Genomic DNA, 16385 nt, shown 5'->3' with positions numbered 1-16385 from the left:
GTATTGTTTACCCCATTTGAAAGGCCCCGGAACCTTCCAAATACCCGCGGACCGGAACATCCGCCCAGTAAACAAAAACGATTCGTATAGGAGAAATCATGAACAAAACAACATTTATGGCTAAACCAGGCCAAGTTGAACGTAAATGGTATGTAGTAGACGCTACTGATGTACCTCTTGGACGCCTTTCAGCAGTAGTTGCTAGCGTTCTTCGCGGTAAAAACAAACCAACTTTCACACCTCACACTGATACTGGTGACTTCGTTATCGTTATCAACGCTGAGAAAGTGAAATTGACTGGTAAAAAAGCAACTGATAAAATCTACTACACTCACTCAAACCACCCAGGCGGATTGAAATCAATCTCAGCTGGTGAATTGCGTTCTAAAAACGCTGTTCGTTTGATTGAAAAATCAGTTAAAGGTATGCTTCCACACAACACACTTGGTCGTGCACAAGGCATGAAATTGAAAGTGTTTGTAGGTGCTGAGCACACTCACGCTGCACAACAACCAGAAGTACTTGATATTTCAGGTCTTATCTAAGGGAAAGGACGTAATCTAAATGGCACAAGCACAATACACAGGTACTGGTCGTCGTAAAAACGCGGTTGCACGCGTACGTTTGGTCCCAGGTACTGGTAAAATCACAGTAAACAAAAAAGATGTAGAAGAGTACATCCCACATGCTGACCTTCGTTTGGTTATCAACCAACCATTCGCAGTAACTTCAACACAAGGTTCATACGACGTTTTCGTTAACGTGAACGGTGGTGGTTACGGTGGTCAATCAGGTGCGATCCGCCACGGTATCGCGCGTGCATTGCTTCAAGTAGACCCAGACTTCCGCGATTCATTGAAACGCGCAGGCCTTCTTACACGTGACGCTCGTATGGTTGAACGTAAGAAACCAGGTCTTAAGAAAGCACGTAAAGCTTCACAATTCAGTAAACGTTAATATCAAGCGATATATCAACGTTTCAAAGCACTCAAGAGTTTACCTCATGGGTGCTTTTTTCGTTGTTTTTTGGAAAAGTTCACCTCAAAATTTACCTTATTTTCACCTTATTGTTTTAGAGACTTCAAGGCAAATTCGCCAACTGCCATAGGAACGACATTGGAAGTATTGACATAAATCTGAGTCGTTGCAGTATCGCTATGTGTCAGAGCCTCAGAAATGGCTTCTAAGCTCATTCCTGCTTGTTTAGCGAGTGTTGCCCCTGTATGTCTTAACTTGTGAGGTGTGGCATGGGCGAGCTCTTTATGACGATTTCTGACGGTCTTCATTTTATTATTTAAGTAGTCAGGATGTAGACGTGCGTTAACATTACCTTTGGTATCAATATAGGTAAAAACAAACTGTTCAGGATTGCTAATAATTCCAAACCTAGCTAGCTCCTGTTTTTGTTGTTCTTTCCATGAGTTGAGAAGTTGAACTAAGTCATTTGAAATTGAAAATATCGTTTTCTTATTTCCTTTGGTTGATTTAACTTCCCCATATCTATCTAGAGCTTGAATCAGTTGGATTTGTGAGGTTGAAAAATCAATGTGTTTCCATTGTAAAGCATAAGTTTCCGATTTCCTATCTCCTAGAAAAAAGGTTAAATAGAAGAGAACATAGTCTTTTAACGAGATTTTATCATCATCCAAATCTTGCTTGAACGCAGTAAACCATGCTTGTAATTGTTCCTGAGTGAGATATAGGTCTTCATCTTTTCGAGCCTCTGCTAGATGGATTTTCTTTGTTGACTTGATACGGCGTAAGGTTTTTGCGATACGATTAGCTTCAATATATTCAAGTTCTTCTGCCCAGTCAAATATTGAAATAACGTAACTTCTGAGAGTTTTGAAGTTAGCGTATTCATTCGCCTTAGCAGTCATTAAGTTCAGAATAACTTGCTTATTCTGATTGAGAAATTGAATTGTATAGTTACCTAGCAAAGGTAAAATGTGTTTTTCAAAGCAAGTTTTAGTATTGGCAACGGTTGACCGAGTTGGTGGTTTAGAAGTTGAGGTTGTTTGCCCTGATTTGTAGGAATCCCACCAAATTTTTTCATAGAAATCTTTGAAAAGTATTTCCCCTTTACCAAGTCCTGTAAACTCGTTATTTTCAATCTGATTTAGTTTGGTTAAAAGGTCTATCTCTGCTTGTCTAGCCTCCTTTCTTGTCTTGAACCGCTTATCAAAGTAGTTGTTATTCACGATGCCGAGTGGCATTCGTGCTTCAATTGGGATATAGACTTTTAGGCGGTAAGTTCCATTTTTTGTCTTAGTGATAGTCATGATATTCTCCTTATATCGAACCAGAAAATATCATGACCATTATAAAACAAAAATCCTGAATTTTCTAGTTGTGAGTGGTTAGCCAGCGGTCGATTGATTCTATGTGAAATCGGATAGTCTTTCCGATTTTGATTGCTGGAAGCCCTTTTTTAATCCAATTATCCAGTGTATTGTTAGATATACCGAGATAGTCGCAGGCTTGTTGCTTGTTTAGGTAGGGGCTATTTAGACCACTTTGCTCTAGTTGTTGTTCAATTTCTTTTTGGATAAGATTTGAAAGTAGTATCTGAATTTGATGAATCTGTTCATCTGGAAGGATTACTTGCATTTCTCATCCTCCTTCTTGATGTTGTTACGCTGTGGATTGCAACGCCGTGAATCAAGGTATTTGGCGAAGAAGTAGGTACGTTCAATGATGAGTCCAAGAAGTGGTGTATGGTTTGCACGTGCGTACCAAACCAATTCTTCAAATTCAGTGAAGTCATTTTGTTCGATGATATCCACGACTTCGTGCATAAACTCATCTGAGTTCATATCTACAAGAAACTTATCAAGGTTGAAGCCACAACCAACCTCAATGTCATTCACATCATACTGGGTTTTGTCTTTATTTTCAGCGTGAGTGAAATAATCGAAGAGCCCCTTAGGAGATTGGACAACCTCCACATGGGCAGGACCATTCAATTTATCCTTGATTAACTCAGATACTTGCTTGTAGCTCTTGAGTGAATCAAAGAAGAATGCTCCGTGTTTATGAGCTTTTTTCAGTTCTCCTGTTTGTCGATTGATGTCTTTGTCGTGCCAAGGGCTCAGAATGAAGGGGATGTGCAATTCTTCTAATACCTCAAGATAGTCAGTAGGGCAACTCTCTTTGTAGAACAGGAATGTCCACTTGCTTGAGCGTTGTTCTTTTGCCATATATTTACATGCCTTTCTAATTTTGATTACTGATTATTGGATAATTGGGGGGTCGTAGTAATCCCCAATTATCTTGTTCAATGGAAAAGAGGGAGCTATTTGGCTACTGCTTAACGCAAGCCATAGCCCCCTCTTTTACCGTCTATTCCCAACTAACCAAAGGCTATTGCGAACCCGATTAGGTGCAGAGAAATAGTAGTCAGGATGCTGGCTAGAGACTTCTTCTTTCAACTGGGAAGTCATATCTCCCAAGACTTTTTGCCCTTGCTGGTCTCTAGGGACTTTGATAAAGACGGTAACTTCATCTTTTCGGATGTCTACCACGCTCTTATGAGCACAGCGATTGAAACTACCATTGATTGGGTTGTAGGTGGTAATGGTCTGGTTGTCTATGGTGGTGACCTTCTCTGACTTTTCTCGTTGAGTCAGGAAGTTACGGAGCTTGAAGGTGTGGTAGATAGATTTGAAATAGTTGAAAAGATTATCAAATCGGATACGATTCAAGACTTCAAGCGTAACGGATGCAAACAAAGTACCGAGTAAGTAACTCATAGCCATATAAGCGTAATGGCTACCTATTGCTAGATAGCTATTGACTTGAGAGAGGTCAAGTGCGATAGGAAGTGTTAAGTCAATAGTGCTTGCTAGAAAGCTTAATGACCATCCAAGGAAACCTGTTAGGAGTGAAAACAGCATCAAGTAGATATTGAAGTTGTAAGTCCTCATAAAGAATGATTTTTTCATCATTAGTGAATGCCCTCCGTTGTGTAGTATGTTGGACAAAGTAAAGGAAGCACTTGATAGGGATGTTCATTATCAATCACCTGAATCAATCCAGTGCCGTGTCCAGTAGGAATGACAATGCCTTCGGGGTCGAGGTCAGGGAATAAGAATTGGGTTGTTTTTTTATTGATATTGCCAATCTGGATGAGAACATTGAGTTGCTCACGAACAGAAATTGGGATAGTTGTGTGGTCGAAACGCTGGCTAACAAGGAGTAAGTGAATCTTGGTAGCTCGTCCCAGTAGAGCAATTTGCGATAAGAGGGAGAAGAAGGACTCTTTGATGGTCTTATTGACACCCTCTGAGAGAGCCAGCACCTCGTCCATGACGATAGTGAGATGGGTGAACTTATGGCGGGGGTTGTCATATAGAATTGCCTGACGTTGTTGAATCAGATTTAGGCATTGACTCAAACGCTCATTGACTTCTGAAACGAAGTCAGATTTAGAGCGATTTTCCACGGGATGGATGATGGCAATTTTATATTCACGAGCCCAACGGCTTGGACTATCGAATTTTGGGTCTACGATAATTAAATCAGACTGATTTTTTAGCACAGACAGCAGATAGGTGAGTGCGTAAGACTTACCTGAGCCACTATTGCCACAGATTGCCATATGATTGACCTTATCAAGGTTGAGAACAAAATTTTCCATAATTGGAATTTGATTCTTTGGTAGGTCAGCAGTATACTTATCAAGGTCAGGTATGACCAAGCGTTTTGAGATACCCAACTTCCATGGAAAGAAGAGTCCACGCTGAACATGAATATCATCTGTCTTGAGTGGAACAAAATAGGTGGAGTTCTGCTTCAATAGCGTGTAATGTGGATAGAGTGAAGCATTAGCAATTAAGAAGATTTTATCGTAGAGCTCATCATCAAGGATATAGGCACAAGGAAGCCTTGGAACAAAGATGAAGCCATCTTCTTGAATCAAAATATTAAAGCTGTTTGTGTAGCTGGTCTCGCCCTGCATTAAAGCTCCCAGAGCCATATTTAGGCTCTGGAGCAAGTAAGATTGTAGGATGGTATCTGCTTTCGTTGCCATTATTTTACCTCCTTGATACCGTCAGCTTTGAAGTAGACGTTGTAACGAACCTCAACAGCTTGCAGGTTGTCAAACTCAACCAAGCTCAAAAACTCAGGAAGTTTGACCTTGCCTTCAAACTTGACTTGAAAAGGCTCAAGGCCTTCTTGAATGAAGGTTGCCTTGTAGGCAATAATTTCACCAGTCGGCTTTCCGTCCTCAAAGAGTTGTTGGGGTTCTAGTTCAATGCTCAGGCTGTGAATCGGCTTCGTAGGGTTCACATATTCCATTGCAGTTGTGGCGGAGTAGCCACCTTTTTTGTGTTTGGTTTTAATTGCCATATCTTTTACCTCCATATGGTCTTGGAATTTGTTAAAGTGATATGCTCAGTTTGAGTCGTGAGCTAGACTGTCTTAGCTAAGTACACCTCTATGATAATTGATTTAGCATTACCTCGATTTCAAGAATCTTGAAAGTGTCGCACTTAAAGTTGTGCTACAAGAGCAACAAATTCAATTAACCATTCAGTTAAGCTTTCAGCGATTTGATAGGATGTTTCTTCTTCAGGAAAATCAGGGAAGTAATCATATAGAGCTGTTGTCAAGGTTGAGAGATTCTGTTGAATGTCATTCTCTTTTGCTTGAAAGAGTTGCTTTGTATAGCTAGAACCATTAGTAAGAATCAACTCTGTCAATTGGCTAATGAGTAACTCACAGAAGTCAAGATTAGGGAAGAAGACACTTTTTACATTGGTTAGTCCTAGTGTTTCTTGTAGGGCATCCACAGTATCTAAGGTGATGTTGCGTTTCCCTTTTAGGATTTGGCTAATTGCAGGGGCAGAAATCAATCGGATGTCATCATCAAAATAGTAAGACACTTCGTTTTGAGGGATTTCTTGTTTAATCAATTGTTGCTTGATAGATTCTCCGAGCAATTCACAATAGAGGGTTTTAACTTTAGCTTTTAGCATAAGTTGTCCTTTCCAGCCCTCAGACGGAAAGAAACATATGAGCTATTACAGTTACCGAGTGAGTGTAAAAAAGCACACCAAAGACACGGTGAAACAGTAATATGCAGAATCAACCTGTTATTGGCTGATTTTCATATTGTTTCATTCCGTCCTTTGGTGGCCACCATTTGGACTATTTATATTTATAAGCTAATCTTAACTCTTTGCAGGATATAAATATATAACTTGTCAAGTCACTATCATTAAGCTTGATATAACGGAATTTCTTGCTGTTTTTCTCTGAAATATTGAACTAAAATACCCCGAAAAAGGACTTGTCAGGTCATTTTTTTCTTTTAGCGGTATTAAATTTTTTTCTCAAGTCCTTCGTGGTATAATAGAACAGTAAAGAAATCAGTTGACAAGGAGATTTAGAACTTGATACCATTAGCAACAAGCAACAAGCAACAAGCAACAAGCAACAAGCAACAAGCAACAAGCAACAAGCAACAAGCAACAAGCAACAAGCAACAAGCAACAAGCAACAAGCAACAAGCAACAAGCAACAAGCAACAAGCAACAAGCAACAAGCAACAAGCAACAAGCAACAAGCAACAAGCAACAAGCAACAAGCAACAAGCAACAAGCAACAAGCAACAAGCAACAAGGTAGTTTTCTACCTCTTTTCTGCGTGTACGAAAACACCCTCTTTTTTGAGAAAGGGGGTGTTTTGTAATGTCTAAAGATTTTATCGAACGCCCTCGTAAGAACGAGAAAGATGGAGCTATCACCTATGTACAGGAACTTCTGAAACAGGCTCGTGAAGATAGACGAAATGAGGATGTTGATAAGCTGGAAAATCTTATCCGCTTGCTCAATACTAAGAAATATGGTTTGGTCTGGGAGGAACATGCCGAATTGGTCGAGGAGGAAATGAAAACAAAGATTCCTGTCTTCATTGAGGACGAGACCAAGAAAATTGTGGGGAATCCTGAATCGGAGGATTATAACTTCCTGCTTGAAGGTGATAACCTTCATAGTCTACATCTCTTGAAAAAAACACATGCCGGGAAAATTGATGTTATCTATATTGACCCGCCTTATAATACAGGAAACAAGGATTTTATCTACAATGATAAGATTGTAGATAAAACAGATGGATACTCGCATTCAAAGTGGTTGAGTTTTATGAGTCATAGATTGAAAATTGCAAAAGACTTACTATCTCAAATGGGGGTTATTTTAGTAAGTATTGATGAAAATGAACAAAGTCAATTAAAGCTACTTATGGATGAAATTTTTGGTGAGCAAAATTTTGTGGAATCAATTGTTTGGGATAAGAAATCGTCTGCTAAAGGTGTCCCACCAAGAAACATGATGGTAGGAGTACATGAATATATACTTGCATACCAAATTTCCGACAATTTCAGATTTTTGGGAGAAAAAAGAGATGAGTCTGGATTTAAAAATCCAGATAATGACCCGAGAGGACCTTGGAGAGAATCTAATATAAAAAGTACCATAAAGCCAATCGAGGAAGCATTTACTATAACTGACCCTAATACTGGGAAAAAGTATACGAACACTTGGGCTTTTTCTAAAGAATCCTTAGAGAAGATGATAGCTGAAGATAGGATTTTATGGAAAGCAAATCTTCCAAAGCAAAAAGAATTCTTGAACAATATGAGAAATTCTACTAAGGCCTTAAAATCAAATTGGGGGGTATTTGATAATCAGAAAACGACTATGTTTTTGAAGAAGTTATTACCTAAAGTACAGTTTAACAATCCTAAACCTTTGGAGCTAATGAAATATTTAATAGAAGTTACTGCTCCTGAAAATTCTACTATTCTGGATTTTTTTGCTGGTTCTGGAACAACAGCTCAAGCTGTTATTGAAGCTGGTGGAAATAGAAAGTTTATTTTGGCGACTAACAATGAAAATAATATTGCTCAAGATATTACTTATGCACGCTTAAATAAATTACATGAAGGAACAGAGTTTTATGAGTCTCAAAAATTTAATCTCAAATACTTCAAGACAGACTTTGTGGTTAAGGAAGATTTTCCTGATGTGACACTTGAGTATGAGTTGCTCAACTATGTGACCCCTCTGGTTGAGTTGGAATTTGGTGTTGATATTTCAAATCCCAAAGTGCAGGTCATCTTGTCAGAAGGACAGTTGGATGAAATGGCTGAGTCAGATTTTATTGAAAATTCTACCCTCTTCATTCATCCTGAGATTTTCTTCGATGAGAAGCAAGAACGCATCCTTCGTGACAAAAACATCACGAAACAGGAGATTCCACATTACTACTTCGGAAAGGATATTTGGTCATGATTGAATTAAAAAATTTCCAACAAAAACTGGTCGATAAACTTTTAAAGTTTACAGCACCCGAGTATGGTGTGAATGAACTGATGATTAAATCGCCAACGGGTTCGGGTAAGACGATTACCCTTCTTGATTGGGTCAATACCTATATTTCAAGTACACATGATAACGTAGCATTTGTATGGTTTACGCCTGGAGCAGGAGAACTTGAAGAACAGAGTCAGGATAAGGCGAAGCATTTCTCATCTATTAAGGCACAGTCAGTGGATGATGCCTTACTGCAAGGATTTGATAAGGAAAGTGTTACCTTTATTAACTATGAGCGTGTTATCGGTAAGAAGTCGAAAGCCATGCTTTCGGATAGCGAGCGTGATAATCTTGAAGATAAGATTGAAAAGGCTGTCGCAGCAGGTCGTCATTTTATTCTTGTCATTGATGAAGCACATCGTAATGATACCAAAAAGGCGAGAGACATTATTGCACGCTTTAATGCTTCAAAAACTGTCAAGGTTTCTGCTACAATTGAAGACCCCAATATGCCTGACAAGATAGAGTTCTATGAGGTGATGGAAGAAGAAGTTATTGCATCAGGATTGATTACAAAATCGGTTGTCGTCAACGAAGGACTTGAAAACTATCTTGACGAGAGTCAGCATATTAGTGAGGAATTTGAACTTCTCTTTGAAAGTGCTGAGCTGAAGCGTAAAGAAATTGTGCAGGGCTATGCTGAACATGGTGTAACAGGAATCAATCCCTTGGTATTGGTTCAATTACCTGATAAGTCGGATTCAGAGCCGGAGTTGGTTAGTCGGATTGAAAAATATATTCAAGAAAAACTACATAAAACTTATGAGGACGGAAAACTTGGAATTTGGCTAGCTGACCAAAAGCGAAACTATCTCAATGTACAAGAGCTTGATAACGAAGTAGAATATCTTATTATCAAACAGGCAATTGCCACAGGTTGGGATGCTCCACGAGCTAAGATTCTGATTAAGATTCGTGAAAACATGGGTGAAGCCTTTACTATTCAGACTATTGGTCGTATCCGTAGGATGCCCGAACCTTTCAAAGGGCATTATGATATTGATGTATTGGATAATGCTTATCTTTATACTTTTGATGTGGACTTCTTGAATGGTGCATTTACTCAAAAAGGAGTAGGAGCACCTACGCCACTTCTGAATCGAAAAGATATAGCTAAAGATTTCCATTTAATCAGCGAGCGAGTACTTGATTTGCATGAAGGACAAAATGAAAAAGCTATACGTGAAAATCTCTATCAAGGTATGGTTCGTGAATGGAATCTGACAGAAGATGTTGAATCAAATAAGCAAAAGTTAGAAAATCAAGGACTTCAATTTGGAAGTTCCATTGTTAACACCTATAAACAAGGTCGTTTTGATACGTTGGAACATTCTGACCGCCTTCAAGATAGAGAAAGACGAGTAGAAGCAGACTATCGTGCTAATCGTCTTGACTTGCTTCATGCTTATCATGAACTTGACCGAGTTACTCACTTGAAAGTAAGTCAGGTTGAAGCTCTTCTGAAACGCTTCTTCATGGATGATAAGCGACCAAACAAGCAAAAACTTTTGATGTTGGAAGCTAGCGAATGGACAGCCTTTATCTTGAATAATTGGCGCGCTCTGCGTGAAGTCTTTAGACAAGCTGATATTCAGCCAACCATCAGTATGGGACTTGTAGTACCTCAGGAGAATGATTTCTATATTCCGATGACAGAACGTTATTCCTATAATCCAAAATTGGAACATATTGATACAATAACCAATATCTATGAAGGTTATACAAATAGCGTTCTCAAAGGAAGTGAAGTTGAACGTCTTTTTGAAGAGTACATTGAATCACACGAAGATGCTGTTGAGTTTGTCTATAAGAACGGTGATAAAGGAAGTCAATATTTTTCAATTGTCTATTATACAGCCAGCTCCTCCCATCATTTCTATCCTGATTATATTGTCAAAATGAAGAATGGCGATGTCTATATTGTAGAAACCAAGGGCGGAGAAAGTGCTAAAGGTGAAGATAAGAATATTGACGAGTACGCACCCTTGAAATACGAAGCTTTGAAAGCTTATCTTGAGAAATATAATTTAAAAGGGGCACTTGTCCGTGATATTGCAGGCACTCTTCGCTATTTGAACGAAGGGGAATGGAGAGACGATATGGCAGATTGGCATCCGATTGATGAACTGTTTGGATTTTAGGAGGGGACTTGATTTCTTTTACCAAATATATTGAAAAAACATTCTATGATGAAATCTATGATGCAAGTGAGAAATATTTCCTAGGCAATCTTGAAGAGCTAGGTATTACCTATGATTATGACGATGAAGTAGAAGTTACAGATGTAGACTTCAAGTATGTTTATGCTGGACATCGTGGAGATGGCGAAATTGATATAGATATTTTGACGGATGTCTATGCAGTAGTAACTGAACGTACCAATCATTATGAGAATACCATCGAAAAGAATCGTTGGCTTCGTGTATCTGCTATTGGAAAGCCTGATGCAGGAATCAAAAATTTTAAAATTGTAAAAGTTGATACCTATGAGAAGGGGACGTATAGTACCTTTAAATATCCTCTCTCTGATAAACTTGTTCCATTTATTTGGAAGGATGATTTGGATAAGGTGGCAGAAGCAATTTTGAATAAATATGACCGAAATGCCTTGCTGACACCGACAAGAGTTGAACCTGATTATATTGTTCAACAAATGGGGCTTCAGTTAAAGTATGCTTCCATTACGGAGGATACTTCAATTTTTGGTCAAATCTATTTTCAAGATAATCCTGAAAAGGATATCTCTGCGGGAACAGTAGTTATTGATGAAAAGCTTCCTCAGATACGAAATCTTGGAGTTGTGAGAAATACGATTCTTCATGAATGTGTTCACTGGGAATTGCATCGTTATGCTTTAGAATTAGCAAGAGCTGAGGAAGAGGAACTTTCTGTTCTATCTACAACAAATGACATTAAGGATGAAAAAGCTTCTGATATGATTGGTTGGATGGAATGGCACGCTGAATCAATTGCCCCAAAAATCCTGATGCCCAAAGAGATGTTTATTCAAGAAGCAAGGAGTAGACAGCAATGTCTTATTGAAATGAGCCAAACCCGAGATGAACTCGAGATTGTAGAGAAGTGGATTGATGAACTAGCTCAGTTTTTCGGAGTTTCTCGCTTGTCTGCAAAAGTTCGCTTGGCAGAATGTGGATTTGAAATAGTCAAGGGTGCATTTATTTATGTAGATGATGCCTACGTCCCAACTCACAGATGGAAGACAGGCTATCTAGAGGATACTCAAACATTTTCAGTAAGTTTAATTCAGTTAGGTTTACAATTATTATCTCAACCAATCTTAAAAGAGCGTGTTGAAAAAGGTGAGCTACTTTATGTGGAATCTCATCTTTGTATCAATGATGCTAAGTATATCTCGTATGATATTGTGGGGAATCCATTCTTTACACCGTATGCACGTCAACATATGGACGAATGCTGTGTAGTATTTGAAATTTCTTCTAGTACCAAAACAGGACATTCTACCGCTTTGACTTTGTTGCTCAATCGTGATGCCGATTCTGATATTCAAATTACGATTAGCTATCCTAAAGATAAAAATGAGTGGATTGAGAAAGTTGATATTCATATAGGTGATGTTATTGAAATCATGTCCAAGCTCAATGGGATGAGCAGTTTTTCTCCTGCATTAGTGGAAGTGATGAAGTGGCGTGATGTGAGAAATCAGGAGTTGGCTGATGCAAGCAATCTTGGGTTAAAAGCAATTTCTAATCTTCGAAATGACAAGACTGAGCCCAAGCTTGAAAGCGTTATTGCTATTTGTGTCGGAATGAAGTTGCCACCGATTGTTAGTAAAAAATTGGTTGAACTATCGGGAAACATGCTGAGAGCAGGAAATCAGAAGGATACACTATATGAGTTCATACTAAGTGGGACGGCAAGTTTAGATGTAAATATGTGTAATGCACTATTAATCAACTATGGATTTAAAGAATTAGTCACTAATAGAAATGAATTGACAAGTAAATAATGGTGGGAGAAAATTAGGAAGGAGTTAACGCTTATGGGAACAGAAAGTAGATACTTGCAAACACTTATTAAAGATGTGATGGATAGTTCTGAATCTAATAGTTGGGAATCGGCTGTTGCTGAGTGGGAAATTTCAGATGTAGAAGAAGATGAATTGCTAGAAGAATCATGTATATGCGGTAAGGAGCATCTTCGCTACCTTTTTACTATCGAAAATAAATTGAATGGTAGTATATTATACCCTATCGGAAGTTCCTGCATTAAGAAATTTGAACGTGATGATTTGAAACATGAAGTTGATGTCAAAGAGCAATTATTTAAGTTGTTGCATGCAGTAGAAGAGAATCAGTTTCTTCAATTATCGTCAGAATTTTTTAGTCGCAAACTTTTGCTTTATTTATATGAAATTGGAGCATTTAAACCTACACAATGGAATGATTATGAACCCGAAAAGGATTATAGATTTATGCTCGATATGTTCAACAAGAGAAATAGAACTGAAAAGCAAGACAAGAAAGCAGGAGCTATTATTCTTGGCTCAATAAAACCATTCTTGCAATCTGAACTGGCAGGCAAAGTGAAAAGATAAAAAAAGACAGATGCGAACACCTGCCTTTTGGATTCCTCTGCACAATCGAAAAGACTACGCTTTTTCGACAGTTTAGAGGAATGAAGTAGTGAGAGTAGAAGCTACAAAAGTATTCTTTCATAATAAACAAATAAGGTAAACTGTTATATTTTCTGGTTCGATTTTGCTTATTTTGTTTGAAAATTTACCTTATTTTGATGATATTAGTTGAAATTGGATGAAATTTACCATTTTAGAAATCGTGAAACCTCATGATACTAAAGGTTTTTGAATTTGGATAAAACTAGTGTTGCCCCAACCAGGTCTTAAGAAAGCACGTAAAGCTAGCCAGTTCTCAAAACGTTAAGAACCAGCTACATTACAGTATTTACAACACTTCATGGTTCACACCATGGAGTGTTTTTTGTGCTCGTTCAAGGTGTTCAGGCTAGCTTGTGTGTCGCCTTTGTTTTGTTTCTTGTTTACCGGTGTTCCGTAATTCCTTCTGTGGCTAAATAGACCATTTAGTTGTCGAAGGGAAAATTCATCCTTGTCAGTTAAGCATTTATTTTGTATAATATAGTTACTTTATAAAGAAACTTATTGAGGTGAAGGATGTTTTCAGGGGAGCGTTTGCGAGCGATTCGTTTGGTCAATGAGATGACGCAGGAAAATCTAGGGAAGCTGGTTGGTGTTGGGAAGGTGACGATTTCTAAGTGGGAATCGGAGACGACGGTTCCCAATGCCAAGCATCTGCGGACTTTGGAGGAGACTTTTTTGGTAGCTAAAGGTTACTTTGAGTCTGATTTTGAGCTCTTGTCAGTCTACCATAAGCTGACTAGTGCTCATAAAGGAAAGGTGATGCGTTACTCACAGCGTTTGTTGGAGGAACAAGAACAGTCGGTACAATTTGTGGCCTATCAGGTTCGAACCAATATTTTGCTGTCTGCAGGGCCTGGTGAGACCTTTGAGGATGAGTTCGAAACAGAAACGGTCTATTTTGATAAAGAGATGGACCATGACGTGGCGACTTGGATTAAGGGGAATTCCATGGAGCCCATGTTCCAATCAGGAGAGGTGGCGCTTATCAAGGAGACTAGTTTTGATTATGACGGTGGTATCTATGCCATTGTCTGGTTTGGTCATACCTATATCAAGCGTGTGTATCGGGAGGAGGAAGGTTTCCGTCTGGTGTCCATCAATCCAGACCATCCGGATAAGTTTGCCTTCTATGAAGACCAGCCTAAGATAGTAGGAAAGGTTGTTGGTCATTTTATGCCTTTGGCAGTTTAGGGTGATAAGATGGTGGTAATTGATTATACCAAGGAGCCAGTTTCAGATATTGCCTTTGTCGATATGAAATCCTTCTATGCATCGATCGAATGTGTCGAGCGTGGTCTGAATCCATTGACAACTTCTTTATGTGTTCTTAGTCGAGATGATCACTCAAACGGGCTGATTTTAGCAAGTTCACCTATCTTTAAACAGGTATTTGGTCGTGATAATGTCGGAAGAACGCATGAATTGCCTTTTGACATTCGGACGAGGAAATTTTCTTATCAAAATGCCAAAAGGAATAGTTTACCCATAACTCCAGACTATATCCGGTATGTCGAGTATTGGGCCAAACGTTCTTACATTGTGCCGCCTCGGATGGAATTGTATATCGAAAAAAATATTGCGATTCAAAAAATTTTTGAGGACTTCGCCGGCAGAGATGAGATTTTTCCATATTCTATCGATGAAGGCTTTCTTGATTTAACGACCTCCTTGGACTACTTTGTGAAGGATCCAGCTTTATCACGTAAGGTAAAATTAGATCGGGTGGCTGATCGGATTCAGCATGCGATTTGGGCACAAACAGGTGTCTATGCGACGGTTGGGATGAGCAATGCTAATCCCTTATTGGCTAAGCTAGCCTTGGATAATGAAGCTAAGAAAACTAAAACCATGCGGGCAAATTGGTCCTATCAAGATGTGGAAAGCAAGGTTTGGAATATCTCAAAATTGACTGATTTTTGGGGAATTGGGCATCGAACAGAGAAACGCCTGCACCAGTTGGGGATTCATTCGGTAAAAGAGTTAGCCTTGGCCAATCCAGATCATCTAAAAAAAGAATTTGGTATCATGGGGACTCAAATGTGGTTCCATGCCCATGGAGTAGATGAATCCAATCTCAAACATCCCTATCGTCCAAAGAGCAAGGGGATTGGCAACAGTCAGACACTGGATCGAGATTATACAGATAAACAAGATTTAGAGATTTTGTTACGGGGGTTTACTAGTCAAGTTGCACGGCGTTTGCGGAAAAAGGGTAAAAAAACAAAGAGAGTTGGTCTGACGCTTATGTTTTCAAGTCGAGAGAATCGGTTGCCTATCATGGTGCAACGAACGATCGAACCCACAAGTGACTATAAGCGTTTAGCTGCTATTGTCATTGATTTGTTTCGAGAGAAATACAAGGATGGCGCTATTCGTCGAGTAGGGATTCGCTTTGATCAATTAGTAGATGAATCGGTAATGGTTATTGGACTATTTGATGATATCGAACAGTTGGAGAGAGATGAGCGCTTACAGCAGGCTATAGACAGCATTCAAAACAAGTATGGTTTTACATCATTGGTCACAGCAGATGTATTGGATCCTGCCTCAAGAGTCTTCGAACGTAGCAGACTGGTGGGTGGACATTCCGCCGGTGGATTGGAGGGATTGGAATGATTGATCGGAGTTACTTGCCTTTTGATTCAGTTCGGTTCTATCAGGATAGGGGGATGGCTAAATGGATGGGATTCTTCATCTCGGAGCATATGACTGCCTTGCAGGAATCATCAGTTGATGTAGAGGAAATGGAGCAATTGCCCTTGGCTCAAAAGCTCTTTCTCCTTAATCAGTTGTTCTTGCAGCAATTGATGGGGAAATTTTTGGTCCAAGAAGGCGGAGAACGGCGGTATCGTATAGGTATGATCACAGACTTGTCTAGGGAAAATCTAGTGCTCAAAGAGGGGGGAGGGCATGTGAGGATTCCGATGGAACAGCTGTTGGCCTTTAGTTTGGAGGAAGAGAGATGAAAGTAAGACAAACTCGACAAAATGAATGGCAGTTTGATTATTTTTCGGAAAATTACCATCAGTTTGAAGGAGATTTTTATAAATACTCAGCGCTGGATACTCCCTTGAGTTTTTTGGCGGATGATATCCTGCTGACCATGGCCAGTTCTGGTAAGTCCTATTTTCGTCTTAACAAGGAGTCGGCTAAGGATGGTAGAGACCATTATTTTTTATTTCGGATAAAGATGGTAGACCCAAAGGTGTTTAATCGGACCTTTGTCTATGTAGGGACAACAACTCAGCTAAAGAGTGGGCGTAGGGGCTAGAGGGATGGGAAATATTCAGTAGTATTTTTGTATGTTTACCTTAACTTTCCGAATGGAATTTGCTATAATTTAGGTA

Annotated in this window: 18 protein-coding genes; 11 read left to right on the top strand and 7 right to left on the bottom strand. The window is 39.1% G+C overall.

What is annotated here, in order from left to right:
- The first annotated feature begins 98 nt into the window (after window positions 1–98).
- Window positions 99–545 (top strand): 50S ribosomal protein L13, encoded by a 447-nt coding sequence (rplM, locus tag PXH68_RS08095; RefSeq protein WP_002876943.1) that lies wholly within the window; start codon window positions 99–101, stop codon window positions 543–545.
- A gap of 19 nt (window positions 546–564) precedes the next feature.
- Window positions 565–957, top strand: a complete 393-nt coding sequence (gene rpsI / locus PXH68_RS08090) for a 30S ribosomal protein S9 (RefSeq protein WP_002942223.1) — start codon at window positions 565–567, stop codon at window positions 955–957.
- 107 nt (window positions 958–1064) lie between these two features.
- Here the strand turns inward: rpsI and PXH68_RS08085 are convergent, their stop codons facing one another.
- From PXH68_RS08085 to PXH68_RS08055, 7 genes are all read right to left on the bottom strand, one after another.
- Entirely contained in the window at window positions 1065–2282 is a 1218-nt protein-coding gene (locus PXH68_RS08085; RefSeq protein ID WP_248028716.1) for a site-specific integrase, read from the bottom strand.
- Window positions 2283–2346: 64 nt separating this feature from the next.
- Window positions 2347–2610: a helix-turn-helix domain-containing protein gene (locus PXH68_RS08080; protein ID WP_248028717.1), complete on the bottom strand. Its 264-nt coding sequence runs from the start codon at window positions 2608–2610 to the stop codon at window positions 2347–2349.
- Window positions 2601–3200, bottom strand: coding sequence for a replication protein (locus PXH68_RS08075; protein ID WP_248028718.1), 600 nt, complete (start codon window positions 3198–3200; stop codon window positions 2601–2603). The genes PXH68_RS08080 and PXH68_RS08075 overlap by 10 nt, the downstream gene beginning before the upstream one ends.
- A gap of 135 nt (window positions 3201–3335) precedes the next feature.
- Window positions 3336–3947: a hypothetical protein gene (locus PXH68_RS08070; protein ID WP_248028719.1), complete on the bottom strand. Its 612-nt coding sequence runs from the start codon at window positions 3945–3947 to the stop codon at window positions 3336–3338.
- Window positions 3947–5032 carry a helicase HerA domain-containing protein gene (locus tag PXH68_RS08065; protein ID WP_248028720.1) on the bottom strand — a complete coding sequence of 362 codons (1086 nt, stop codon included), beginning with the start codon at window positions 5030–5032 and terminating at the stop codon, window positions 3947–3949. Before PXH68_RS08065 ends, PXH68_RS08070 begins: the two co-directional genes overlap by 1 nt.
- Window positions 5032–5352, bottom strand: a complete 321-nt coding sequence (locus PXH68_RS08060) for a hypothetical protein (protein ID WP_248028721.1) — start codon at window positions 5350–5352, stop codon at window positions 5032–5034. Before PXH68_RS08060 ends, PXH68_RS08065 begins: the two co-directional genes overlap by 1 nt.
- A 143-nt stretch (window positions 5353–5495) precedes the next feature.
- Window positions 5496–5981: a helix-turn-helix transcriptional regulator gene (locus PXH68_RS08055; RefSeq protein ID WP_248028722.1), complete on the bottom strand. Its 486-nt coding sequence runs from the start codon at window positions 5979–5981 to the stop codon at window positions 5496–5498.
- A 417-nt stretch (window positions 5982–6398) separates the two neighbouring features.
- Here PXH68_RS08055 and PXH68_RS08050 point away from each other — a divergent pair, with 417 nt between their 5' ends.
- From PXH68_RS08050 to PXH68_RS08010, 9 genes are all read left to right on the top strand, one after another.
- Complete coding sequence (locus PXH68_RS08050; RefSeq protein ID WP_316715608.1) at window positions 6399–6632, top strand: hypothetical protein; 234 nt, start codon at window positions 6399–6401, stop codon at window positions 6630–6632.
- A gap of 63 nt (window positions 6633–6695) precedes the next feature.
- The gene (locus PXH68_RS08045) at window positions 6696–8300 is read left to right on the top strand and encodes a site-specific DNA-methyltransferase (protein WP_202568011.1); all 1605 of its coding nucleotides are present in this window, start codon (window positions 6696–6698) and stop codon (window positions 8298–8300) included.
- Window positions 8297–10522: a DEAD/DEAH box helicase gene (locus PXH68_RS08040; RefSeq protein WP_248028724.1), complete on the top strand. Its 2226-nt coding sequence runs from the start codon at window positions 8297–8299 to the stop codon at window positions 10520–10522. The genes PXH68_RS08045 and PXH68_RS08040 overlap by 4 nt, the downstream gene beginning before the upstream one ends.
- 8 nt (window positions 10523–10530) lie before the next feature.
- The gene (locus PXH68_RS08035; protein WP_248028725.1) at window positions 10531–12369 is read left to right on the top strand and encodes an ImmA/IrrE family metallo-endopeptidase; all 1839 of its coding nucleotides are present in this window, start codon (window positions 10531–10533) and stop codon (window positions 12367–12369) included.
- Between the two features lie 33 nt (window positions 12370–12402).
- Window positions 12403–12957 (top strand): hypothetical protein, encoded by a 555-nt coding sequence (locus tag PXH68_RS08030; RefSeq protein WP_248028726.1) that lies wholly within the window; start codon window positions 12403–12405, stop codon window positions 12955–12957.
- Window positions 12958–13551: 594 nt separating this feature from the next.
- A complete protein-coding gene (locus PXH68_RS08025) occupies window positions 13552–14229 on the top strand; it encodes a LexA family transcriptional regulator (protein ID WP_248028727.1) in 678 nt (225 codons plus the stop codon).
- A 9-nt stretch (window positions 14230–14238) separates the two neighbouring features.
- Window positions 14239–15654, top strand: a complete 1416-nt coding sequence (locus tag PXH68_RS08020; protein WP_248028728.1) for a Y-family DNA polymerase — start codon at window positions 14239–14241, stop codon at window positions 15652–15654.
- A complete protein-coding gene (locus PXH68_RS08015; RefSeq protein ID WP_248028729.1) occupies window positions 15651–16004 on the top strand; it encodes a hypothetical protein in 354 nt (117 codons plus the stop codon). The genes PXH68_RS08020 and PXH68_RS08015 overlap by 4 nt, the downstream gene beginning before the upstream one ends.
- Window positions 16001–16309, top strand: a complete 309-nt coding sequence (locus PXH68_RS08010) for a DUF5960 family protein (protein WP_248028730.1) — start codon at window positions 16001–16003, stop codon at window positions 16307–16309. Before PXH68_RS08015 ends, PXH68_RS08010 begins: the two co-directional genes overlap by 4 nt.
- The last annotated feature ends 76 nt before the right edge of the window (window positions 16310–16385 follow it).

The sequence above is a fragment of the Streptococcus sp. 29896 genome (assembly GCF_032594915.1).
Lineage (GTDB): Bacteria > Bacillota > Bacilli > Lactobacillales > Streptococcaceae > Streptococcus > Streptococcus suivaginalis.
The sequence above is the reverse complement of the archived record's forward strand: the minus strand, read 5'-3'. Positions and strand labels throughout refer to the sequence as shown.